Origin of the sequence: Methyloceanibacter sp. (assembly GCF_049590335.1) — a bacterium.
Classification (GTDB): domain Bacteria; phylum Pseudomonadota; class Alphaproteobacteria; order Rhizobiales; family Methyloligellaceae; genus Methyloceanibacter.
Genome location: NZ_JBAWCQ010000134.1, coordinates 1 through 23,144, shown reverse-complemented (window position 1 = coordinate 23,144; position 23,144 = coordinate 1). Strand labels below are relative to the sequence as shown.

The following is a 23,144-nucleotide window of genomic DNA, read 5'->3' as shown; positions in this document are numbered from 1 at the left end:
ACGGAGCAGTCGGTGAACTTCTTAACGCCCTTGGTGAGCCCAAACGCGCAGTTGTTGCTGAATTCACCCAGGTCGCCGGCGGCAAAAGCGGCGGAACCGGAAGCGGCAAACATGGCGCCGGCAACGGTAGCGACGAGAACAACCTTATTCATAAATTCTTCCTCCAAGACTTTTGTTTGTATGGCGCAATCGGCCGTTGAAACGCCATTGAATCGTCAGAAATGCTCCCGCCGTCAATGGACAATTGCTATTCCATTTCGCCGCTGAGCCCGGGAGGCGTTGGGGAAGACCCGGTACCAATTGGAGGGCCTTCCCCTAGCTGCGCCTCGGCGGGCGCATGGCGCGGGCTACTGGTTGTCGTTGTAGAAGCTTTGGGCCTTCTTGAGGTTGCCCTCGGTGTCCTTCATGAACAGCGTCTTGGCCGTGTCGTTGCCGAAGCAGTAGGTCTTTCCGTCGATCTCGGCGTTGATCGAGCAATCGGTCTCGACCTTCTTATCCAGGGCAAGGCCCATGGCGCACATATTGCCGTATTCGCCGGTCGCGGCGATCGCCGAGCCGGCGAAGAGAAGGGCGCCTGTGACGATGGCGGGGGTCAGAAATTTCATCGTTGTTTCCTCCAAGTATTGGTGTGGTTTGTGTCTTCGCGCTTCGAGCAGATCCTGCCGTAAGCGTATGAGGACGTTACATAGTCGCAACGCGCCGGGAATGTGACCGGGATCACGCACGCCCATCACATCTTCGCGATTTCAAATTAGACATTTGGCAAAAGAAACCCGCCCCTCCGAGAGAGGGGGCGGGAGAACTTGGCAAAGACGTTCAAGCGCTGGCTTTCGCCCTTACAGCGCTTCTTCGAAGTCCATGCCTTCGAAGGTGTAACGGTCGACCTGCGTCCAGATCCCGTCCTCCTGAACCGGAACCTTGTGCACTTTGACATTGCCGACCTTCAGTTCGCCGTCCGTCTCGTCGACCCAAAAATCAAGGTCATAATACTCGTCCGTGCTGCCGGGTTTGCGGAAGTCGGTGCAGGCGAAATATTTGCCCTGACCCGTGAGGCGGCGCACAGGCCGGTGCATCTCGACGAATTGGAGCTTCAGGTCTTCGCCTGTCTTCCCGTCCTTGACGGTGATGTTCCCTTCGTCGTCCTTGTTGTCGGTAATGTATTCGTGGATGGCAGCCATCACGTGCCAGGCCCGCGCGCCTTCGATGCTACCCGGATGCTCCTGCACCGGCAGCCACCACCATGCAACGGGCAGGCGTGAGATCATGTAGTAGCCGTCGCCGTCGCGCTTGGGGCCCTTCTGCACGCGGATATCCATGAGCGTAAGCTCTTGGCCCTCAGGCTTGAACCAGAAGTCGATCGCGTATTGCTTTTTCGGCTCGGCAACGTCGCTGAAGATGACATTGGCGAACCAGCCATATCCTTCCATGCCCCGCACGACTTTGATTTTGTCGTACTTCAACTTGAGATCTTTATCGAGCTTGGGGTCGTGGAACACGAAGGCGTTGCCCTGCGAGCGTTCGTCGATGACCTGCGCGACACGGGCGTTGACCTCCTCTTCGGTGAAGACCTTAGCGCCTGAGGCCGCCTTGGCCTGTTGCTCTTTGAGGAACGTCTTGGCCCGCGCGATATTCCCTTTCGGGTCCTTCAAGAACGCGGCCATCGAGTTCTCGCTGGAGAAGCAGTAGACCTTGCCGTCGTCGTCGGTCCAACTGACCGTGCAATCCGTCTTCACCATTTGCCCATCGGCCAGGCCCATGGCGCAGCTCTCGTCGAACTCGCCCGCGCCGTCACCGTGGTCGTCCATGGCGAGCGTGGTGGCGGGAAGGCCGATCGCGAGCATGCCTGCCAGGAGCGCAGGCAATGTCAGGCGGGAGATAAGCCGTCTTGGTGTCATGTCTGTCATTGTCATTGGTCCTTGGGCAGTTCTTCGTGGGAGAAAATTGTCTGGTTTGTTACTTCGATCGTTGGTCTCGAACGTGTTTAGTTCTCGCCTGCGGGGCTTGTCTGTGACCTGAGTTACGTTGCCTAAGCGTCACGCCTGAGAGCCCGATCGCAATGCAGGCCGGGGAAGGGCCGCATCGCCCGCGCCATAGGCTGCGAGCGCGGCCACGTCGAGCACTTCGATCGAGCCGCGCGACGAGCGGACCCAACCCAAGCGTTCCCATTCGGAGACGTAGCGGCTGATGACTTCGCGCACGCTGCCGAGATCCAGCGCGAGCTGCTGATGGGTCTTCGAGACGACGCGTGTGTCCTCAGCCTCGGCCAAAAGGCGCCGGGCTAAGCGAAGATCGAGGCTCGCAAAGGCCACCTCATCCACGAGTGTGATCAGGCTCGACAGCAAGTCCCCGTAGTTCGACAGCACGTAATGCCGGAACTTCGGCGAAGATGACATGAGCCGGAGAAAGACGTCGGCCGGTATGGCGGCGAGTAGCGCATCTGCTTGAACGTTGCTTTCGGCAGGGAAGGGATTCCCGGCCATCAAACAGGACGTTGTCAGCACGCAGGTCTCTCCGGCGCCGACCTGGTAGAGCATAATTTCCCGGCCCGACTCCGATGTCTTGAAGACGCGCGTCTGGCCTTCGATGCACATCACGTAGTTTTGGCAAAGTTGGCCTTGGTAGTAGGCGATATCGCCTTGCCGCAGGCGCTCGAATTGCGCGACGTCAAACAGCACGTCTCTCGTCTCCGGCTCGAGCTCGGCGAGTTCCGGAAAGACGTTGAGCCAGCGTGTGATCAAAATCTGATTGGTCATTGCGCGCAGGGGTCTCGCTTGAGGTTGATCGGGCCCGAAAGCTCCAGATAAGCTCCATTTCCGCCATTATGCGTCAGATTGTCGCGAGCATATGGGAACATTGGCAGCCGGGGGATCAAAATGCCGTGACAGCTGCAGGAGTTATTCTGGGGGCGGTTTTGCCGTCGCCGGGAGTCGCATGACCAGAGCAGGGCACTTGACGAAAACCCCTGTCTTCCCCTTATTTTGGCCAGTCAGCAGGCCGGATGGCCGCTCCCTTGACGCGCGAGTGCCGGGGGAGAGGAAAGTCCGGGCTCCATGGAAGCGCGGTGCCGGATAACGTCCGGCGGGGGCGACCCCAGGGAAAGTGCCACAGAAAGCAAACCGCCCTCGAGGCCGAAAGGCTACGCGGAGGGTAAGGGTGAAAGGGTGCGGTAAGAGCGCACCGCGTCGTTGGCAACAAAGGCGGCAAGGCAAACCCCACCGGGAGCAAGACCAAATAGGGGCTGCACGGATGAGAGATCGTCCATGTCTGTTTCCAGACCCGCGGCCCGGGTTGGTTGCAAGAGGCGTCTCGCAAGGGGCGTCCCAGATGAATGGCCATCACCTCGCAGCAATGCGAGGAACAGAACTCGGCTTACAGGCCTGGTGACATGATAGGACCGGCGTGAGGGACATCCCCTCGCGCCGGTCTCCAGTTTTGGCCTGCGAAAATTCGCCGTGCCGGAAAAAATGAACGGCCGGCGTCGCCCACCGCCGGCCGTTCTATGGGAAGCGCCTTCGGGGGATGGCGCTTCAGTGTTGGCTAAGCCAGTTTTCGTCTGGACTAAGTCTCGTTTAGACGAGCTCTCCGCTAAGCGAGGTCAAAACGATCGGCGTTCATGACCTTGGTCCAGGCCGCCACAAAGTCGCTCACGAACTTGGACTTCGCGTCGTCCTGGGCATAGACCTCGGACAGGGCCCGAAGCTGCGAGTTCGAACCGAAGACCAGGTCGACCCGGCTCGCGGTCCACTTGATCTCGCCCGTCTTGCGGTCGCGGCCTTCGAACGCGTCCTCTTCGTTGGACGTTGCTTTCCAAATCGTATCGAAATCGGTCAGGTTCACGAAGAAGTCGTTCGTGAGCTGTCCCGGCCGATTGGTGAAGACGCCGTGCTCGGACCCGCCATGGTTGGCGCCAAGCACACGCAAGCCGCCGACAAGGACCGTCATCTCGGGCGCCGTCAGCGTCAGCAGCTGCGCCCGGTCGACCAGAAGCTCCTCGGCGGACACGGTGTACTTGGTCTTGAGATAGTTGCGGAAACCGTCCGCCACGGGTTCAAGGAAGTTCACCGACTCGATGTCCGTGTGCTCCTGCGTAGCATCGCCACGGCCGGGTATGAACGGCACGGTCACGTCGTGTCCCGCGTCCTTCGCGGCCTTTTCGACCGCGGCGGAACCGCTCAACACGATCATGTCGGCCAGCGAGATCTCTTTGCCGCCGATCTGCGCGTCGTTGAACGTCGTGCGAATTTCTTCGAGCGTGTTCAACACGCCGGCCAGCTTGTCGGGCTGGTTAACTTCCCAATCCTTCATGGGTGTGAGGCGGATACGTGCGCCATTGGCGCCGCCGCGCATATCGGACCCGCGGAAAGTCGCCGCCGAGGCCCAGGCTGTCGACACCAGTTCGGACACCGGCAGACCGGAGCCCAGGATCTTGGACTTGAGCGCCGCGATATCCACCTGGTCTACGAGCTTGTGGGTCGCTGCCGGAATCGGGTCCTGCCAGATCAGGTCCTCGTCTGGAACTTCTTTGCCGAGATAGCGGGAGCGAGGCCCCATATCGCGGTGGGTGAGCTTGAACCAGGCGCGGGCGAAGGCGTCCGCAAATACGTCCGGATTCGCTTGGTAGTGACGCGAGATCTTCTCGTATTCCGGGTCCATGCGCATCGCCATGTCCGCCGTTGTCATCATCAGCCGGACGCGGTCGCCAGAGCCGTCGACTTGTGGTGCATGGTCCTTGTCGGCCAGCTTCTTCGGTGCCCATTGATTGCCGCCGCCGGGACCCCTCACCACTTCCCACTCATAGCCGAACAGCACGTCGAAATAGCTCATGTCCCAGGTGGTCGGGGTCGGCGTCCAGGGGCCTTCGAGACCGCTCGTGATCGTGTCGACGCCGACGCCGGACTGATAGCTGTTCTTCCAGCCTAGACCCTGGTCCTCGATCGGTGCAGCCTCGGGCGCGGGGCCCACATAGACATCCGCGTCCGCGGCGCCATGGGTCTTGCCGAACGTATGGCCGCCCGCGGTCAGCGCGACGGTCTCTTCGTCGTTCATGGCCATGCGCGCGAAGGTCTCACGAATGTCGCGGCCCGACGCGAGCGGGTCCGGGTGGCCGTTGGGGCCTTCGGGGTTCACGTAGATCAAACCCATCTGAACCGCGGCGAGGGGGCGCTCAAGGTCCCGGTCGCCGGTATAGCGGTTGTCGCCGAGCCATTCGGTCTCAGAGCCCCAGTAGATATCTTCTTCCGGCTCCCAGATGTCTTCGCGGCCGCCACCGAAGCCGAACGTCTTGAGGCCCATGGACTCAAGCGCGCAGTTGCCGGCGAGGATCATGAGGTCGGCCCAGGAAATCTTGTTGCCGTATTTCTGTTTGACCGGCCACAGCAGCAAACGGGCCTTGTCGAGGCTCGCATTGTCCGGCCAGCTATTGACGGGTGCGAAACGCTGGTTGCCCGTGCCGCCGCCGCCACGGCCATCGGCCGTGCGGTAGGTTCCGGCGCTGTGCCAGGCCATTCGGATAAAGAGCGGGCCGTAATGACCATAATCGGCCGGCCACCAATCCTGCGAGTCGGTCATCAGGTCGAAAAGATCCTGTTTCACCGCGTCGAGGTCGAGCGACTTGAATGCCTCGGCGTAATCGAAGTCCTCGCGCATCGGATTGGTCTTCGCGGACTGCTGACTCAGCATTTTGAGATTTAGCTGACTTGGCCACCAGTCCCGGTTCGTAGTGGGCCGATTATGGCTGACGGGGCATCCGCCCCCGTTGCCGACTTTCGCGTCCATGTCTTCATCTCCTACAATTTTTGGTTTTGGATTGGGGTGCCTCGAGGGCATGCGCCGCTACGAGGCACACTGCGCGCCGCAAGCCATAAGGGCAAATCGTATTTGCTTATTGGTTCTATAAGAAAAACTAATGCAGCCCAGCCATGCGGCCGCTTGCGCCTAGCCGTGCCTATGAGCGTGCGCGCTGCCTAAGACAGATTCGCTTCAGCGCCCCAAAAAGTCCTGGATGAGCTTCAGCGTTGCCCCGGGCTGTTCTTCTTGTGGCATGTGTCCGCAGCGTTCGATGATTTCGAGCCGGGAGGTCGGCATGTTGCGGCGCAGCTCGAGGCCGATATCGAGCGGGACGATCCGGTCGTTGTCGCACCACGCGATCAGCGTCGGCTGCTTGATTGTCGGATAGCGCTTGGAGATCTCTTCCAGTCCTTGAGGGACAATCTGGCGGGCACTATGGATCACGGCATGTTTGCCGGCCGTGGTACGGAGCGGTGCCGCATACATTTCGACGTCTTCGTCGCCGATCTTGGTGTCGTCGAAATACGCAAGCTTAAGTGCGACGCGGGCCTGCATCTCCGGCGGTACCATCCGGACGCCAAGATGAGAGACGACGGGCATGTCCATCATCTTGAAGGCCACCGGGATGTTTTGCGGGTAGGCGATCGTATCAAGCAGCACCAGCTTCGCGATACGCCCCTCAAGGCGCGGGTCCTCGTCGAGCGCCAGCATCAGCGAGATGCCACCCCCATAAGAGTGACCAATCAGGACTAAATTTTTGAGGTCTTTTTCGACAATGAGCTGCTTGATCAGCTTGGCTTGATCGAAGATCGAGTAATGCTCGTCGAGCGGCTTGTCGGACTGCCCGAAGCCCTTCAGATCGACGGCGATTACCTTGTAGTTTTCCGCCAGCGCAGGGGCGATCCGCCGCCATGTAAACGTGCTCGCACCGAACCCATGGATCAGCAGGATCGGCGCGCCGGAGCCCTTCGTCTCGTAGAACAGCTTAACCGGGGCTTCCCGCGGCCCAAGGCGCGCGAAGGCGGGTCCGTCGGCCATCCCCGACGTGGCAGCGCCGCGCGCGGACGTGAACCCGAAGGCCAGTAGAAAGACCGTCATGGCCGTCAGGCCGAGGATACAGTGGAACGTTTTACCCTGCATTGCCGCCAAATCGTTTATCGCCATCCCGTCGAGGGCTCGCGTCGGGCCGTTAGTAGGCGTCGTAAATAAGCCGTCCATGTGGCCCGTCCCGCCCCAGACCTTGAGCCCATCTTTATCGTGCTTCGAGCCATCTCAGCAATCGGACCCCGTGCAATCGAAAAGGCGCTCGCGCGCCAGCAGTGTCTTGAGCGCGATGCGTGCGGGCCCTCGTTTCCCGCAAGAACACACTATTTCCCGAGTACCTCCATTGACGACCATAGGATCCCATGCTATCCCATTAATGCCCGTTCGGTGAGTGGGGTGGAGGAAGCAGGCAGCGCTTCCTTTGAGGCCACGGGGTGATCCGCGCCGCTTCCTCCACCCATTTTTCGAATTCGCGGAAGGCCAGCGCCGAAGCGCAGTTTGTTTCAGTTGCGCATTGTCCAGTCGGCTTCGTAGCGCGTGAGGAAGGAGATGGATCAATTTGTCTCGTCATTCACCAATAGAATCGACGCCAAGGGCCGGGTTTCGGTCCCTGCTTCTTTCCGCACGGTTCTCGCAAAGGACGGGCTCGAGGGCATCTACTGCTATCCATCGCTTGATGCGCCAGCGCTCGACGCCGGCGGCCAGCGCCTCGTCGATAAAATCAACTCTTTGGTCGAAGACCTCGCGCCTTACTCCGATGAGCGCGATCAGCTCGCGACAGCTCTCTTCGGCACCAGCGAAATTCTCTCGATCGATCAAGACGGCCGTACGATTCTCCCGGAGCGCCAGCGCGAGCACGCTGGCATCACCAGCCACATCACCTTTGTGGGGCTGGGCGAAAAATTTCAGCTTTGGGAGCCGAAACGCTTTGAGGTTCATTTGGCGGAAGCGCGTGACAAAGTCCGTGGCCTTCGCAAGTTACTCGGCGCGGGGCGCCGCGAAAGCGGCGGTGCAGAGGGAACACGGGAATGATGACGGGCCGCGGCAGGCCATCGTTTGCCGCTGGCGGACTGGCCCGTCACATTCCCGTGTTGCTTTGCGAGGCCCTGACGGCGCTCAAGCCTGAAGACGGCGACACCATCATTGACGGCACGTTCGGCGCGGGTGGCTATTCGAGAGCCATTCTCGAAGCCGCCGATTGCCGTCTCATAGCCATTGACCGCGATCCGGATGCGTTGGCCAACGCCCAAGAGCTGACTGAGACGTTCCCGGGACGCTTCACGCCTGTGCTCGGCCGGTACGGCGAAATGGAACACCTGGCCGGAGAGCTGGGGGCCGATGCCGTGGATGGCGTCGTGCTCGACCTTGGCGTGTCCTCCATGCAGCTCGATCAGCCCGAACGCGGCTTCTCCTTTGCCAAGGACGGGCCGCTCGATATGCGCATGGGGGCCGAAGGGCCAACGGCGGCCGATATCGTCAACAGCCTCAAAGAGGCGCAGATTGCTGATATCATTTATATTTTTGGTGAGGAACGGCGCTCGCGCGCGATCGCCAAGGCTATTGTCAGGCGCCGTGCCGAAGCGCCCATTACGCGGACGGGAACGCTCGCGGATATCGTTACGGGAGTGCTTGGGCGCAGCCGCAATGACACCAAACACCCCGCGACAAGGACATTTCAGGCGCTTCGGCTATACGTGAACGCGGAATTGGACGAACTCGCCGAGGGGCTCGGGGCGGCCGAACGGCTCCTGAGACCAGGCGGACGCCTGGTGGTGGTTACGTTTCATTCACTGGAAGATCGGATCGTTAAGCGATTTTTCGCCAGCCGGAGCGCGCCGCCGCAGAAAGGGTCCCGGCATTTGCCGGATTCGGGGGGCAAAGATTTTTCTCCAAGCTTCCAGCTTCTTAACCGTCGCCCGGTAGAACCGAACCAGGAATCGGTCCGAAGCAATCCCCGGGCGCGGTCGGCACGGCTCAGAGCCGCCCGCCGAACGGAGGCTCCGGCCCACGACTCCGGCTTCGCCGGGCTTGGGGTGCCCGAGTTGCGCCGCAAGGGGGACGCCTAGACTTTGCGTTGAGGGACGCGTCGGTTTGCGTACGCGTTAGATGTGATGTTGCGTTTTGTGAATGTCTGCCTTGCCCTGGGCCTCGTCGCCTTGGCCTATGTGATCTATCAGGTCAAATACGAGGCGCGGAACCTCGACGAGAAGGTCTTCGTGCTCGAGCGGCAGATCGAGGAAGAACGTGACGCCCTGGCCGTCGCGAGGGCCGAATGGAGTCTTCTCAACCGGCCGGAACGTATCGAGCGCCTTGCCAAGAAATATCTCGAGCTCAGACCTGCTCAGCCGCGGCAACTCGTTATTCTGGATGAAGTGACGGAGAACGATTTCGAGCGCGCCCACACCTTGGCGCAGTCTGCCAAGACCGCTGGTGCGAAAGCGGCAAGTTTCACTGCGGCGGCTCAGTAGGTACGGACGAATATGGCGCGGCGCGAAACTCACACTCCCGACCCTGCGGAAGCGCGCGCGGCCCGCGCTTATCATACGCGCTGCCGTACGCGGTTTCGGCTGGCATGCCTCGGCTTTGCCTTGGCGTTCGTTCTCATCGGCGGGCGGCTGGTGTCTTTGGGCTTGGCCGAGAAAGGCCCTGGCCGCAGCGGGGCCTATGATATCTCGACGACGATCCATCGCCCCGACATCCTCGATCGGAATGGGCAACTGCTCGCAACCGATGTTCGGGGTGCAACGCTCTATGCCGACCCGAAACGCATCCTCGATGCAGACGAGGTCGTGAACGGCGTCGCGAGCGTCCTGCCCAATATCAATAAGGCCAAGCTGCGCAAGCAGCTCTCGGGCCGCGGGCGCTTCGTGCGTATCGCCCGTGAGCTGGCTCCGCGCCAGCAGCAGCGCGTCCATGATTTGGGGATTCCCGGGCTCGGGTTCATCCAGGAGTACCGACGCTTCTATCCCGTCGGCGGGACCGCCAGCCATGTCGTGGGCCTGGTAGATGTCGACAATCGTGGGCTCGGGGGCATCGAGAAGTTCATCGACAACAACCCGCAGCTGACCATGATGAACCCGCAGACCGAGTCGGGTGGCGAGACCGTGGCGGTTTCCCTCGACGTTGGCGTTCAGCATGTCCTGCGGGAAGAGCTGAAGAACGCCATGACGCTCTATGAGGCAAAGGCCGCCTCGGGGATCATCATGGACGTGAATACGGGCGAGGTCGTCGCGCTTGCCTCACTGCCGGATTTCGATCCCCATCGCCGGGGTGAGGCGCTCGACAAGAACAGGATCAACCGTATCGGCTTCGGCGTCTACGAGATGGGTTCGGTGTTCAAGGCCATTACGGTCGCAGGTGTGCTCGACTCCGGTTTGGCCAATGTCAATTCGATCTATGACGCTACCAGCCCCATCTATTTCGGACGCTTCTCTATCAGCGACTTTCATGGCAAGCGGCGTCCGCTCACCGTAGAAGAGGCGTTCATCTACTCCTCGAATATCGCATCGGCGAAAATGGCGATGGATATGGGCGTTCCAGCCCATCGCGCCTTCCTCAAGAAACTCGGTCTTCTAGACCCCGTCGTCACCGAGCTCGGTCCGAGCGCGGCGCCGATTATTCCCAAGCGCTGGAAGAAGCTGAACACGATGACGATTGCCTTCGGGCACGGGCTGTCGGTGACGCCGCTGCAGTTGGCGACGGCGACAGTACCGCTCGTAAACGGGGGGCTTGCCGTACCGCCAACCTTCCTGCCCCGCACGCGCGAGGAGGCCTTGGCCGTCTCCACGCGCGTCCTGAAGCCCGGGACCAGCTCTGCAGTCGTCAAGCTGATGCGGGAGAACGTGCTGCGCGGGTCCGGCAAGCGGGCCAATGCCGAGGGCTATCGCGTTGGCGGCAAAACGGGGACGGCGGAGAAGGTGGTCAACGGGCGCTATGCGCGGCACTCGCTCCTGAACAGTTTCCTGTCCGTTTTCCCGACCGACGACCCGCAATACGTGGTTCTCGTCACGCTGGACGAACCGCAGCGGGTCGAAGCCACGAACTACAATTCCACCGCGGGCGTGAACGCGGCTCCGACGGTGGGCAAGGTTGTGGCGCGGATCGCCCCGATCCTTGGGGTTACGCCCAAGCTCGGCGAGACCGCATCGCGGTTTGACGCCAAGAGATCGGCCACCTATTAGAAGACGGTCGGGGCGTAATACCGTTCGTCGCGGCTCTGATATTCTCAATTTATAATAGTCGGTTACGGGCAGTCGGACATGACACTCGGTGAGTTGATAAGCCCGGAGGCGAAGCTGAGCGCGGCGGTTGCGGCGCTCCCGATTGCAGGGATCACCGCCGACAGCCGGCAGGTGAAACCGGGCTATCTCTTTGCGGCGCTGTCCGGCGTCAATACGGATGGCGCCCGATTTGCCGCCGATGCCGTGGCCCGCGGGGCAGTCGCGGTTCTCGCCGCGGACGACTTCGATTTTGGCGTGCCCGTCATCGCCGACCCGGACCCCCGTAGAGCGCTCGCGCTAATCGCCGCCCGGTTTTTTGGGGCGCAGCCCGAGACGGCCGTGGCGATTACGGGCACCAACGGCAAGACTTCCGTCGCCGCCTTCACGCGGCAACTATGGAGCGATGCGGGTTTATCGGCCGCGAGCCTTGGGACGGTCGGCGTTACCTCGCCGGGCGGCATCAAAATGCTTCAGCATACGACCCCTGATCCGGTCGAACTGCACGGTCTTCTAGCCGGACTCAGCGCCGAGCCCGTGACGCATCTTGCGCTCGAAGCCTCCAGTCACGGATTGCAGCAGCGGCGCCTCGATGGCGTCACGCTGAAGGCCGGGGCGTTCACCAATATCTCGCGGGACCATTTGGACTATCACTCGAGCTTTGAGGATTATTTTGCTCAGAAGCTACGCCTGTTTACCGAACTCTTGCCGCCCGGAGCGGTGGCTGTGATCGATATGGACAGTGCGGAGAGCCAGCGCGTCGCCGATGCCGCCAAGGCTCGTGGCCTGAACGTCCTCACTGTCGGACGGGCGGGCGAGACGTTGCGCCTGGTCTCTGCGGAGATCGAACGGTTCGCGCAAAGGCTCAAGATCGAACATGGGGGAAGGACCCATACGGTGCTTCTGCCGCTGGTCGGAGAGTTTCAGGCAAGCAACGCACTCGTGGCGGCCGGTCTTGCGATGGCGACGGGCGCAAGCGCGGACGAGGTTCTGCCGCAGCTCGCGCATCTGCAGGGCGTGACGGGACGCCTGGACCTCGCCGGCACGTCGCAGTACGGCGCACCCATCTTTATCGACTACGCGCACACGCCCGATGCACTCGCCAAAGCCCTCGACTCCTTGCGCCCCTATGTGGCGAAGCGATTGTTCGTGGTGTTCGGCTGCGGTGGGGATCGTGATCGCGGCAAGCGGCCTCTGATGGGCGCGGCCGCGGCGGGCAAGTCCGATGTCGTGATCGTCACCGACGACAATCCGCGCGGCGAAGATCCCGCTGCGATTCGCGACGAGATTTTAGCGGCCGTGCCCGGTGGCAGGGAGATCGGCGATCGCGGCATGGCAATCTCGGAGGCGATCCGCAATTTGCGCGTGGGCGACGTGCTGCTTGTGGCCGGTAAAGGCCATGAGACAGGCCAGGCCATCGGCACGCGGGTCATTCCGTTTTCCGATCACGACGCGGTGGGCGCCGCGCTGACCAATGGGGTGCAACTTGGCTGATCCTGTTTGGACTTTGGGCGAGGTCATAAGCGCCACGGGCGGACGCTGCGAGGGCGAACCCGCCGCGCCAATCTCCGGCTTTTCGATCGACAGCCGCGCGCTCGAGCCCGGCATAGGCTTTATCGCGATCCGAGGCCCGAACCGCGACGGTCACGATTTCGTCCCTAAAGCGCTGGATGCAGGCGCCGGCTGCGCCATCGTCGAGGAAACATTTCCGGACGAAAGCCATCTCGAGGCGAGTGAGGCTCGTGAGGCGCCGGGCGATCTCGACGAAACACGACTGGTCCGGGTGCGGGACACGTTCGATGCGCTCAACGATCTCGGCCGCGAGGGCCGCGACCGGACCGAGCATGCCGTTGTGATCGGGGTGACCGGAAGCGCCGGGAAGACGGGCACGAAGGAAGCCTTGCGTGCTGCGCTTGAGCCCAGCGGCACTGTCCATGCCTCAGCCAAGTCCTTCAACAACCATTGGGGCGTGCCGCTCACCCTAGCCAATATGCCGCGTGACATTGATTATGGCGTGTTCGAATTGGGCATGAACCACGCCGGCGAGATCGCCGCGCTCAGCCGGCTGGTGCGGCCCCAGATCGCAATCGTAACGACTGTGGCGCCGGTCCATCTCGGCTTTTTCGCCTCGGTGGAGGAGATCGCCGACGCCAAGGCCGAGATATTCGAGGGGCTGGAGCCGGGCGGGGCTGTGGTTCTCAATCGGGACAATCCCCATTTCGAACGGTTGGCCGCAGCCGCCCGCGGTGAAGGCGCCGAGATTGTCTCTTTCGGTGAGGACGAGCGTTCAAAGGTCCGGCTCCTCAACTGCGATCTCACCCCTGACGACTCGACCGTCACGGCGGATGTCTTGGGCGAAACGCTCACCTATCGTACCGGTGCGCCGGGACGCCACGTGGTGCAGAATACGCTTGCGGTTCTTGCCGCCGTGAAGCTGGCCGGTGCGGACCTCAGGGCGGCCGCCAAGGCCCTGGGCGCAGTCCAGGCGACCGCGGGTCGTGGCGAACGATCTATTATCGTGACGGAACAGCAGCCCGTTTGTATTGTTGATGAGTCCTATAATGCCAATCCGGCGTCCATGCGCGCGGCGCTGGCGACGTTGGGCCTCACGCCCCGTGGCGAATACAGGCGGCGGGTGGCCGTGCTCGGCGATATGCTCGAACTCGGGGAAGAGGGGCCGCGACTTCACCGAGAACTGGCGGAAGCCGTTGACGCGGCGGGTATAGATGTTGTCTTTGCATGCGGTGAATGCATGGCTTCTTTGTTCGAGGCGTTGCCGCAAGCACGCCGTGGCTCTTACGCCGAGACGTCGGAGGGCCTCGCGCCGGATCTCCTGTCAGAGGTCCGGCCCGGCGACATCGTCGTCGTGAAGGGCTCGCTAGGGAGCCGGATGGAGCCGCTTGTCGCCGCGCTGAAGCGCCGGTTCGAAGACTGCTAATTTCGGTCCAGTGGGCCGGTACGGGCCCGACGGGCCGCATTTAAGGGGGGGAGAAAAGCGATGTTTTATTGGTTGGCGGAGCTTGCGCCCGACATCGCCATTCTCAATCTCTTCCGCTACATCACGATTCGGACGGGCGGCGCCATCGTCACAGCCTTGTTCTTCGTATTCTTCTTCGGGCCGCGCGTGATCCGCTCCTTGCGTGTCCGGCAGGGCAAGGGCCAGCCGATCCGCACCGAAGGCCCGATGACCCATATCATTCAGAAGCAGGGCACGCCGACGATGGGCGGTCTGATGATTCTCTCGGGTCTCGTCGTCTCGATTCTGCTCTGGGGTAACCTGTCTAATCCTTATGTCTGGGTCGTGCTGTTTCTGACGCTGGTCTATGGCGCGGTCGGCTTCTACGACGACTATCTCAAGGTCACTAAGCAATCCGTCCTGGGATTCGCAGGACGCATCAAGATCGTCATCGAAGCTGGCGCGGCGATCATTGCTACCTACGTGATCGCTTCCCTCGGAGAGCCGCCACTATCGACCTCGCTGAGCATCCCCTTCTTCAAGGATTTGGCGATCCCGCTCGGCATGTGGTTGTTCATCATCTTCGGCTCCTTCATCATCGTCGGCGCCGGCAATGCGGTGAACCTCACCGACGGTCTTGACGGCCTTGCGATCGTGCCGGTCATGATTGCCGCGGCGACCTTTGGCTTCATCGCCTATGTGGTCGGCAATTCGCTCTTCGCTGACTATCTGCAAATCCATTTCGTAGCGGGAACCGGCGAACTCGCTATTATCTGCGGTGCGCTTGTGGGTGCAGGCCTCGGCTTCCTTTGGTTCAATGCGCCACCCGCGCTGATCTTCATGGGCGATACGGGATCGCTGGCTCTTGGCGGCGCGCTCGGCACCATTGCCGTGGCGACCAAGCACGAACTGGTCTTGGCGATCGTCGGGGGTCTCTTTGTCCTCGAAGCTGCTTCTGTGATTGTTCAGGTGACGTCCTTTAAGCTTTTTGGGAAGCGGGTGTTCCGCATGGCGCCGCTGCACCACCACTTCGAACAGAAGGGCTGGCCGGAATCGACCGTCGTGATCCGGTTTTGGATCATCGCCGTGGTGCTCGCGCTCGCCGGTCTAGCCACGCTGAAACTGCGCTAAGCTTCACCCATCATGATTCCCGTCACGATCTTCGCTGGACGAAAACTGGCGATTGTCGGCGCAGGTCTCAGTGGCCTCGCGACCGCGCGGTCCCTGCAGGAGGGCGGTGCCGACATCGTCATGTGGGACGACAATGAACCGGGCCGCGCCCAAGCCGCCGAAGCCGGGTTCCCGGTCGAGGATCTGAGGCAAGCGGACTTCGGGGCGTTTGCCGCGCTCGTCCTTGCGCCCGGTATCCCGCTCACTCATCCCGAGCCCCATTGGAGCGTCAAGAAGGCGCGCGCCGCTGGGATCGAAGTCATCGGCGATGTGGAGCTGTTCTTCCGGGCCCGGGCCGCATCCGGTATCGACTGCAAGGTGATCGCCATCACTGGCACCAACGGCAAGTCGACCACGACGGCGCTGACGGCGCATCTGTTGGAGTCCGCAGGCCGGGTTGCCGCGCTTGGCGGCAATATCGGCAAGGCCGTCCTCGACCTGGCGCGCCTCGCGCCCGAGATGACTTACGTGCTGGAACTGTCATCCTATCAGATCGATCTGACGCCATCGCTGAGGCCCGATGCGGCGGCCCTTCTGAACATCACCCCCGACCACCTCGACCGCCACGGGTCGTTGGCGGGCTATGCAAGTGTGAAGGCCCGTATCTTCGCCCAGCTTGAGGCGCACGCCACCGCGGTGATCGGCATTGACGATGCGCCGTGCCAGGCCATCGCCGAGACGCTCGAAGGACCTTATGCCGTAAAGCGCATCGCCATAGACCGCGCGGTCCAAAACGGCGTTTGGGCCGCTGATGCGACCCTCATGGAGATGGTGGGCGGCAACGAGGTGGCGCGCGCGGACCTCTCGGGCCTTGGATCGCTCCGTGGTGCGCACAACTGGCAAAATGCCGCGACGGCTTACGCGCTCGCGAGGGCTCAAGGCATCGAGCCGCCCGCTCTCCAAGAAGGTCTGAAGAGCTTCGGCGGTCTCGCACATCGTATGGAACAGGTGGCGCGGGCCGGGACCGTTCTGTTCGTGAACGACTCCAAGGCGACCAATGCCGATGCCGCCGGCAAGGCTCTTGGCAGCTTCGACAGCATTTATTGGATTGTCGGCGGCGTGGCAAAGGATGGCGGCCTTCAGGGGCTTGAGCCGTTTTATCCGCGGGTCGCCCGCGCCTATCTCATAGGCGAGGCGGCCGAGGCCTTCGCGGGGCAGCTCGGGGACGCCCTTCCGCATATCGCCTGCGGTACGCTGGAGCGTGCTGTTGAACAGGCGGCCGAGGATGCAAGCCTCTCTAATGCGCACGAACCGGTTGTGCTATTGTCGCCAGCCTGTGCCTCATTCGACCAATATGCCAATTTCGCCGAGCGGGGCGATGCGTTCCGGGAACTCGTGATGGAGCGTAACGGTGTCACAAGCCTTACGGGGTAGGGTAGCGTGTTATGAGAATTACGCGCGCCGACAAAAGCGTCCTTTCCGATTGGTGGTTCACCGTCGACCGGCTGATGCTTGCCGCCCTGATGCTGCTAATGGGCGCCGGCGTCGTGTTGTCGCTCGCCGCCAGCCCACCGATTGCCGAGAAGCTAGGTCTGGAGCAATTCCACTTCGTGCGGCGGCATATTGGGCTCCTCCTGCCTGCCTTTGCCATCATGTTCGCGGTCTCCACGCTCACGCCGAAGCAGATCCGGCGCGCGAGCCTCATCATTTTCATCGTCGGCATCGTCTTGATGCTCGGGATCTTGTTCATCGGCCCCGAGGTGAAAGGCGCCAAGCGCTGGCTGCCGCTCGGTCAGTTCTCGCTTCAGCCGTCCGAATTCGTGAAGCCGGCCTTCGTCGTACTGACCGCCTGGCTCTTCAACGAAAGCCAGAAGCGCAAAGACGTTCCGGGGCTTGAACTCGCTATGCTCCTCTACGCGGTGTTCGCGCTGCTCCTCATCCTTCAGCCTGACTTTGGCCAAACCCTCCTCGTGAGCGTCGTCTGGGGCGCGCTGTTCTTCATGGCCGGCATCAACATGGTGTGGATCTTGGTGCTGGTTGGGTTTGGCGTCGTGGGACTGATCTCCGCCTATGTAGTGCTGCCCCATGTCGCCTCGCGCATAGACCGGTTTCTGGATCCGGCCTCGGGCGACACTTATCAGTCGGACCGCTCGCTGGAATCGTTCCTGCGCGGGGGCTGGTTCGGGCGCGGCCCCGGCGAGGGGACGGTGAAGGACGTGCTGCCCGACTCCCACACCGACTTCATCTTTGCCGTAGCTGCCGAAGAGTACGGCTTGATCGCCTGCCTGATTTTGCTCACCCTGTTTGCCTTCGTGGTGCTGCGCGGGCTGTCGAAGGCCTCCCAGGAGCCCGACGGGTTTATCCGGCATGCGGTCGCGGGCCTGGTGATGCTGTTCGGCTTGCAGACCCTGATCAACATGGCCGTGAACGTTGGTCTGCTACCGGCTAAGGGCATGACCTTGCCCTTCATTTCCTATGGTGGCTCATCCATGCTTGCCATGGCGCTCACCATGGGGTTTACGCTGGGGCTGACCCGCAGGAGACCAATGGCGGGACGACTGAAACATCGGGCAGACGCCGAGCATGATGGCGATCATGCGGAGGCAAGGGGGCAGACCGCTTGAACCAGACCATTCTACTCGCCGCCGGTGGCACGGGCGGACATCTATTCCCGGCTACGGCCTTGGCGCAGGAACTGACCCGCCGCGGGTTTGTGGTGGAGCTGGCGACCGATGAACGAGCCGAGCAATACGGCACTGACTTCCCGGCGCGCGCCGTATACCGGGTGCCCTCGGCGACATTCTCAGGGCGGTCGCCCGGCGCGGTGATGAAAACGCTCTCGACGTTGGGCAAGGGCTATTTCCGCGCCCGGCGCCTGCTCGAGATGGTGCAGCCGCACGTGGTCGTGGGCTTTGGCGGCTATCCCACGCTGCCGCCCCTGCTGGCCGCGCGGTCGCTGGCGATTCCCACGGTGCTGCACGAGCAGAATGCGGTGATGGGGCGAGCCAATCGCCTGCTGTCCCGCTTCGCGGACGCGATTGCCTTGTCGTTCGACACGACGAAACATCTGCGGAGCAGTGCCGAAAAGCGCGCGGTGGTGACCGGCAATCCGGTGCGCGATGCGGTCGTGTCTTGCCGCGATCAAGCCTATGCCGCGCCCGAGTCCGCCGGCCGGCTCTTGCTGCTCGTTTTCGGCGGTAGCCAGGGCGCGCGCTTCTTCTCCGAGATGATACCGCAGGCCCTGGCGCAACTGCCATCGCCCTTACGGTGGCGGCTGACGGTCGTGCAGCAGGCACGCCCCGAGGATGTTGCCGAAGTCCGTGACGCCTTTCGGGAGGCCGAAGTCACGGCACATGTGGCGCCTTTCTTCCAGGATCTGCCCGAGCGGATCGCAGGGTCTCACCTGGTGATTTCCAGAGCAGGGGCCTCGACCGTGGCTGAGGTGACGGCGATCGGCCGGCCGGCCATTCTTGTGCCCTTGCCGCACGCCATCGACAACGATCAGCTCGAAAACGCGCGCCGCCTTGAAGACAACGGTGGCGGCTGGTGCCTGCACCAGTCCGGTATCACGCCCGAGTCTCTGGCCGCGCGGCTCGAGCAGTTGCTCAGCAACCCGGACGTCCTGGCCAAGGCGGCGGACAACTCCAGGGCCATGGGCAATGTCTATGCTGTGAACAGGCTCGCTGACCTCGTCGCGGACCTAGCCGGCCCGGACCAAAAGTAGGCGACAATCATGCATTTGCCACCGCCTGAGACAACGGGCCTTTTTCACATCGTGGGCATTGGCGGCATCGGCATGAGTGCCATCGCCGAAGTGATGCACACGCGCGGCTACCGCGTCCAAGGCAGCGACCTGAAGGAAGGGCCCAACCTCAAGCGGCTGCGCGATCACGACATCGATTGCATAATCGGTCACGACCCCCGGAACGTTGACGGGGCGTGCTATCTAGTAATCTCGAGTGCGGTGAAGGCAGGCAACCCCGAATACGAGGTGGCCCAGGAGCGCGGCATTCCCATTATCCGGCGCGCCGAGATGCTGGCCGAACTCATGCGCCCCTGCACGACCGTCTCCGTCACCGGCACCCATGGCAAGACCACGACCACGTCGCTCGTGGCCGACCTGCTTTACGGCGGCGGTCTCGATCCGACAGTGATCACGGGCGGCATCATCAATGCGTGGGGCACCAATGCGCGGATCGGTCAGGGTGAATGGATGGTCGTCGAGGCGGACGAGTCCGACGGCACCTTCCTCAAACTGCCGACCCAGATCGGCGTCATCACCAATCTCGACCCCGAGCATATGGACTTCTGGGAGTCCGAAGACGTGCTCTATCAGGCCTTCGAGCAGTTCATTGAGGCGATCCCATTTTATGGGGTCGTCGTCGCCTGTATCGACCACTCCGTCGTTCGCGGTCTTATGGCGGCTCTTGGCGGCGCGGAAAACGGGCGGCGTACTTTGACCTATGGCGTCTCGCGCTCGGCCGACGTTCGGCTGTTCAATGTGCGTCCCGACCACGCCACCATGACGTTCGACGTCCGTCTGGGCTCGGGCGTTGCGGGTGGCGCCCGCGAAATTAATGACCTGAGGCTGCCGGCTCTGGGCCACTACAACGCACTCAACGCGATTGCCGCACTGGCGGTGGCGACGGAAGCCGGTGTCAGCGACGACTTGATCCGGACGGTGCTGGCGAACTTCTCGGGCGTGAAGCGGCGTTTCACTCGAGTCGGCGAATGGCAGGGCGTCGCCATCTATGACGACTATGCCCACCATCCCGTGGAGATCGCCGCGGTGTTGCGTGGCGCGAATGCCGCCGGTAAGGGGCGCATCGTCGCGGTGATGCAGCCCCATCGCTACACAAGGCTGCAAGCCCTGTTCAACGATTTTTCGGCCTGTTTCGACGACGCCGATGTGGTGATCCTCACGCCGGTCTATTCGGCCGGCGAGGCGCCGATCCCTGGGATCGACCGGGACGAACTCGCCGCCGGCTTGCGGCGCCACGGCCACCCGCACGTGCTGTTGGTTGATGACGCGGAGTCCCTTGCGGATAAGGTTGCGTCGGTCGTGACGGAGGGCGACCTCGTCGTTGGGCTAGGGGCCGGTACGATCACCGATTGGATCAACGCGCTGCCTGCCAAGCTCGCAAGCGAAGGAGGCGCCTCGTGAGCGGAACCGACCTCTTCGAAACGCTCAAGGTGGCGCTGCCGGACTTGCGTGGACGGCTGGGGGCCGAATCGGTCCTCAAGGACTTCACCTGGTTCCGCGTCGGTGGCCCGGCCGAAGTCCTGTACTCACCAGCCGACGAGGCGGACCTTGTCTATTTCATGCAAGCCGTGCCGGCCGATATGCCCGTGACGACGATCGGGCTCGGCTCGAACCTACTCGTCCGCGACGGTGGTATCGATGGCGTGGTGATCCGGCTTGGTCGCGGCTTCAACCAGATCGCAGTCGAAGACGGCAGCCGCTTACGCGTCGGCACCGCGGTGCCCGATGTGAATGTGGCGCGGGCCGCAGCAGATGCCGGCATTGCGGGACTGGCCTTCTATCGGGGCATTCCCGGCGGTATTGGCGGCGCTTTGCGGATGAATGGCGGCGCGCATGGGACCGAGACCTGCGATGTTCTCGTGGAGGCACGGGCCGTCGACCGCGAGGGCAATCTCCATGTTCTGTCCGTCGACGACATGCACTATACGTACCGGCATTGCGGCGCGCCGGAGGATTATATCTTCACCCAGGCCCTGTTCCAGGGGCGGTCGGGAGACCCTGCCGAGATCAACACCGAGATGGACGAGATCGCCGCCTATCGCGAAGAGGCGCAGCCCATCAAGAGCCGCACCGGCGGTTCGACCTTCAAGAACCCGGACGGGAACAAGTCCTGGCAACTCATCGACGCGGCCGGCTGCCGTGGGCTTGCCGTAGGCGATGCCAAGGTCTCGGAGCTGCACTGCAATTTTCTCATTAACGAGGGCGAAGCGTCGGCCGCCGATCTCGAAACGCTCGGCGAGACCGTGAGGGAGCGGGTCAAGAAAACGAGCGGCGTCGAGCTCGAATGGGAAATAAAGCGCCTCGGTAAGCCCGCCTAGGCGACGCTCTCAGCCGGCCCGCGTCCCGCAGCCTAATTTTCCGGACCATCGGCGTGCCAATCGGCCCGAATACGGTTAATGCAGCGTTAACCGATTCACGGTGTCTTGCGTCTTGAGCAACGCTGGGCGCCGCTTCGCGAGTCAGTCCAACCGACAGGGGCCGTTCCATGAGGCAAAAACAAAAGCACGTCGCCGTTCTGATGGGAGGCCTGTCTAACGAGCGCGAGATTTCGCTCCGGTCCGGAGCCGCCTGTGCCGAGGCCCTTGAGGAAGTAGGATACCAGGTCACCAAAGTCGATGTAGGCCAGGATGTGGCCCAGCGTTTGGCCGCGATTAACCCGGATGTCTGCTTCAATGCCCTCCATGGCCGTTTCGGCGAGGATGGCTGCATCCAGGGCGTGCTGGAGACCATGGGCTTGCCCTACACTCATTCGGGCGTTCTGGCCTCGGCGCTGGCCATGCACAAGGAACGCGCCAAAGCCGTGCTGCGCGAAGCGGGGGTCCCCGTCGCCGAAAGCCGGGTCGTGAGCCGCGCCGAAGCCGCTCTCGGCCACCCCATCGACCCGCCCTATGTGATCAAGCCGCCGGCGGAGGGCTCGTCCGTGGGCGTCTACATCATCCGTGAGGATCAGGCCCATCCACCCCAGGAGCTTAATGCGGCCGATTGGGCTCTTGGCGAGGAACTCATGGTAGAGCGGTATATCCACGGCCGTGAGCTCACTTGTGCGGTTATGGGCGAGGAAGCACTCGGTGTGATTGAGATTCGCCCGGCCGATGGCCTGACCTTCTATGACTATGAGTCTAAATACGCTCCAGGAGGCTCAATCCACGTCCTGCCGGCCGTACTTAAACCAAATGTTTACCAATTGGTACAGAAGCTGTCGGTAGCGGCTCATAAGGCACTGGGTTGCCGTGGGGTCAGTCGTAGCGACTTCAGGTTCGACGACCGGCAAGAGGGAACGGGGGAACTGATCTGTCTTGAGATCAATACCCAACCTGGCATGACGTCCACGTCACTGGTGCCTGAGCTGGCCGCATATGCCGGGCGCTCTTTTGGCGACCTGGTCTGTTGGATCGTGGAGGATGCGTCGTGCAATCGCTAGGCACGTCAGGACGTTACCATAAGCAAGGAGGGTCCCGCCGGGCCCCGCGGGCGCCTGTGGCGGCCAACCCTTACGCGCGCCAACTTCCTGTGCCGCAAGGTAACCGGAGGGTCGCCGCGAGCGGGCCGCGGCGCGTGCATCTGGGCCGGACGCGGCGTGGGCCCATGGCGGGCAAATGGCCGCTTCTCTGTGCAGCCTTCGCGGCCAGCGCAATCCTTTATGGCGCGATCGTCGGCGGTCAAATCGAGCAGATTTTTACCGCGGCAGTAACGGGCGCTGAGCGCGCTGCCGTCGCGATGGGATTTGGGGTCAATCGCGTGGTCGTCGAGGGGCAGAGGAATGCTACCAATGCTGCGATCACGACGGCACTGGAGGCCGGGCCCGAGACGTTCATGCTGGCGTTCGATACGGACGCGGCCAAGGACCGCCTCGAAGCGGTCTCGTGGATCCGTCATGCTCGCGTGATGCGCCTTCTGCCCTCGACTCTTCAGGTCGAGATCGAGGAGCGCGATCCCTATGCAATGTGGCAGAACAAGCGGCAGACCTTCGTCGTGGATAGCGAAGGCGTGGTCTTGGCCCCAGCCTTGCCCCAAGCCTTCCCCAACCTGCCGCTCGTCGTAGGCGAGGGGGCCGGCGAGCATGCAGCCTCCCTCTATGAAACCCTCGCCTCTTACCAAGACCTGAAGAGCCGGATGCTGGCAGCCTTGCGCGTCGGCGATCGCCGCTGGACGCTGAAGCTGCGCACCGGCACCGAGATCATGCTGCCCGACGGCAACATCGAGATGGCTCTGAATGCGCTTCAGAAGCTCGAGCAGGAGCACGGCGTTCTGCAACGGGACCTCGCGG

The 23,144-nt window shown here is 62.4% G+C and carries 19 protein-coding genes and 1 other RNA gene; 15 read left to right on the top strand and 5 right to left on the bottom strand.

Translation table 11 applies throughout. From position 1 onward, the window contains the following. Nucleotides 1-347: 347 nt before the first annotated feature. The 3 genes from WBQ77_RS10760 to WBQ77_RS10750 form a co-directional block, all read right to left on the bottom strand. The gene (locus tag WBQ77_RS10760) at nt 348-605 is read right to left on the bottom strand and encodes a hypothetical protein (protein ID WP_424060207.1); all 258 of its coding nucleotides are present in this window, start codon (nt 603-605) and stop codon (nt 348-350) included. Nucleotides 606-836: 231 nt separating this feature from the next. Then, nucleotides 837-1,904 (bottom strand): hypothetical protein, encoded by a 1,068-nt coding sequence (locus WBQ77_RS10755; RefSeq protein ID WP_424060205.1) that lies wholly within the window; start codon nt 1,902-1,904, stop codon nt 837-839. A gap of 129 nt (nt 1,905-2,033) precedes the next feature. Continuing rightward, nucleotides 2,034-2,753, bottom strand: a complete 720-nt coding sequence (locus WBQ77_RS10750; RefSeq protein ID WP_424042448.1) for a Crp/Fnr family transcriptional regulator — start codon at nt 2,751-2,753, stop codon at nt 2,034-2,036. Between the two features lie 233 nt (nt 2,754-2,986). Here WBQ77_RS10750 and rnpB point away from each other — a divergent pair. After that, an RNA gene (gene rnpB, locus WBQ77_RS10745) (RNase P RNA component class A) lies at nt 2,987-3,388 on the top strand. 197 nt (nt 3,389-3,585) lie between these two features. Here the strand turns inward: rnpB and katG are convergent. Together katG and WBQ77_RS10735 are read right to left on the bottom strand one after the other, a co-directional pair. After that, complete coding sequence (katG, locus tag WBQ77_RS10740) at nt 3,586-5,775, bottom strand: catalase/peroxidase HPI (protein WP_424042447.1); 2,190 nt, start codon at nt 5,773-5,775, stop codon at nt 3,586-3,588. 204 nt (nt 5,776-5,979) lie between these two features. After that, nucleotides 5,980-7,005, bottom strand: coding sequence for an alpha/beta fold hydrolase (locus WBQ77_RS10735; protein ID WP_424060202.1), 1,026 nt, complete (start codon nt 7,003-7,005; stop codon nt 5,980-5,982). 375 nt (nt 7,006-7,380) lie between these two features. Here WBQ77_RS10735 and mraZ point away from each other — a divergent pair, with 375 nt between their 5' ends. From mraZ to WBQ77_RS10665, 14 genes are all read left to right on the top strand, one after another. Further along, nucleotides 7,381-7,863: a division/cell wall cluster transcriptional repressor MraZ gene (gene mraZ / locus WBQ77_RS10730; protein ID WP_424042445.1), complete on the top strand. Its 483-nt coding sequence runs from the start codon at nt 7,381-7,383 to the stop codon at nt 7,861-7,863. Next, nucleotides 7,860-8,897: a 16S rRNA (cytosine(1402)-N(4))-methyltransferase RsmH gene (gene rsmH / locus WBQ77_RS10725; protein ID WP_424060200.1), complete on the top strand. Its 1,038-nt coding sequence runs from the start codon at nt 7,860-7,862 to the stop codon at nt 8,895-8,897. The genes mraZ and rsmH overlap by 4 nt, the downstream gene beginning before the upstream one ends. Before the next feature lie 45 nt (nt 8,898-8,942). After that, complete coding sequence (ftsL, locus tag WBQ77_RS10720; protein ID WP_424042443.1) at nt 8,943-9,299, top strand: cell division protein FtsL; 357 nt, start codon at nt 8,943-8,945, stop codon at nt 9,297-9,299. A 12-nt stretch (nt 9,300-9,311) separates the two neighbouring features. Continuing rightward, nucleotides 9,312-11,012, top strand: coding sequence for a peptidoglycan D,D-transpeptidase FtsI family protein (locus tag WBQ77_RS10715; RefSeq protein ID WP_424042442.1), 1,701 nt, complete (start codon nt 9,312-9,314; stop codon nt 11,010-11,012). Nucleotides 11,013-11,090: 78 nt separating this feature from the next. Next, nucleotides 11,091-12,542 (top strand): UDP-N-acetylmuramoyl-L-alanyl-D-glutamate--2,6-diaminopimelate ligase, encoded by a 1,452-nt coding sequence (locus tag WBQ77_RS10710; RefSeq protein WP_424042441.1) that lies wholly within the window; start codon nt 11,091-11,093, stop codon nt 12,540-12,542. Continuing rightward, a complete protein-coding gene (locus WBQ77_RS10705; RefSeq protein WP_424042440.1) occupies nt 12,535-13,986 on the top strand; it encodes a UDP-N-acetylmuramoylalanyl-D-glutamyl-2,6-diaminopimelate--D-alanyl-D-alanine ligase in 1,452 nt (483 codons plus the stop codon). The genes WBQ77_RS10710 and WBQ77_RS10705 overlap by 8 nt, the downstream gene beginning before the upstream one ends. 60 nt (nt 13,987-14,046) lie before the next feature. Then, nucleotides 14,047-15,135, top strand: coding sequence for a phospho-N-acetylmuramoyl-pentapeptide-transferase (mraY, locus tag WBQ77_RS10700; protein WP_424042439.1), 1,089 nt, complete (start codon nt 14,047-14,049; stop codon nt 15,133-15,135). A 12-nt stretch (nt 15,136-15,147) separates the two neighbouring features. Continuing rightward, nucleotides 15,148-16,548, top strand: coding sequence for a UDP-N-acetylmuramoyl-L-alanine--D-glutamate ligase (murD, locus tag WBQ77_RS10695; RefSeq protein ID WP_424042438.1), 1,401 nt, complete (start codon nt 15,148-15,150; stop codon nt 16,546-16,548). 11 nt (nt 16,549-16,559) lie between these two features. After that, nucleotides 16,560-17,738 (top strand): putative lipid II flippase FtsW, encoded by a 1,179-nt coding sequence (ftsW, locus tag WBQ77_RS10690; protein ID WP_424042437.1) that lies wholly within the window; start codon nt 16,560-16,562, stop codon nt 17,736-17,738. Continuing rightward, nucleotides 17,735-18,838 (top strand): undecaprenyldiphospho-muramoylpentapeptide beta-N-acetylglucosaminyltransferase, encoded by a 1,104-nt coding sequence (gene murG / locus WBQ77_RS10685; protein ID WP_424060198.1) that lies wholly within the window; start codon nt 17,735-17,737, stop codon nt 18,836-18,838. Before ftsW ends, murG begins: the two co-directional genes overlap by 4 nt. A gap of 9 nt (nt 18,839-18,847) precedes the next feature. Then, nucleotides 18,848-20,278 carry a UDP-N-acetylmuramate--L-alanine ligase gene (gene murC / locus WBQ77_RS10680; RefSeq protein WP_424042435.1) on the top strand — a complete coding sequence of 477 codons (1,431 nt, stop codon included), beginning with the start codon at nt 18,848-18,850 and terminating at the stop codon, nt 20,276-20,278. After that, nucleotides 20,275-21,195 (top strand): UDP-N-acetylmuramate dehydrogenase, encoded by a 921-nt coding sequence (gene murB / locus WBQ77_RS10675; RefSeq protein WP_424060196.1) that lies wholly within the window; start codon nt 20,275-20,277, stop codon nt 21,193-21,195. Before murC ends, murB begins: the two co-directional genes overlap by 4 nt. Nucleotides 21,196-21,362: 167 nt before the next feature. Beyond that, nucleotides 21,363-22,298: a D-alanine--D-alanine ligase gene (locus WBQ77_RS10670; RefSeq protein WP_424060194.1), complete on the top strand. Its 936-nt coding sequence runs from the start codon at nt 21,363-21,365 to the stop codon at nt 22,296-22,298. A 164-nt stretch (nt 22,299-22,462) separates the two neighbouring features. Beyond that, a partial coding sequence (locus WBQ77_RS10665; RefSeq protein ID WP_424060192.1) for a cell division protein FtsQ/DivIB occupies nt 22,463-23,144 on the top strand: 682 nt, incomplete at its 3' end.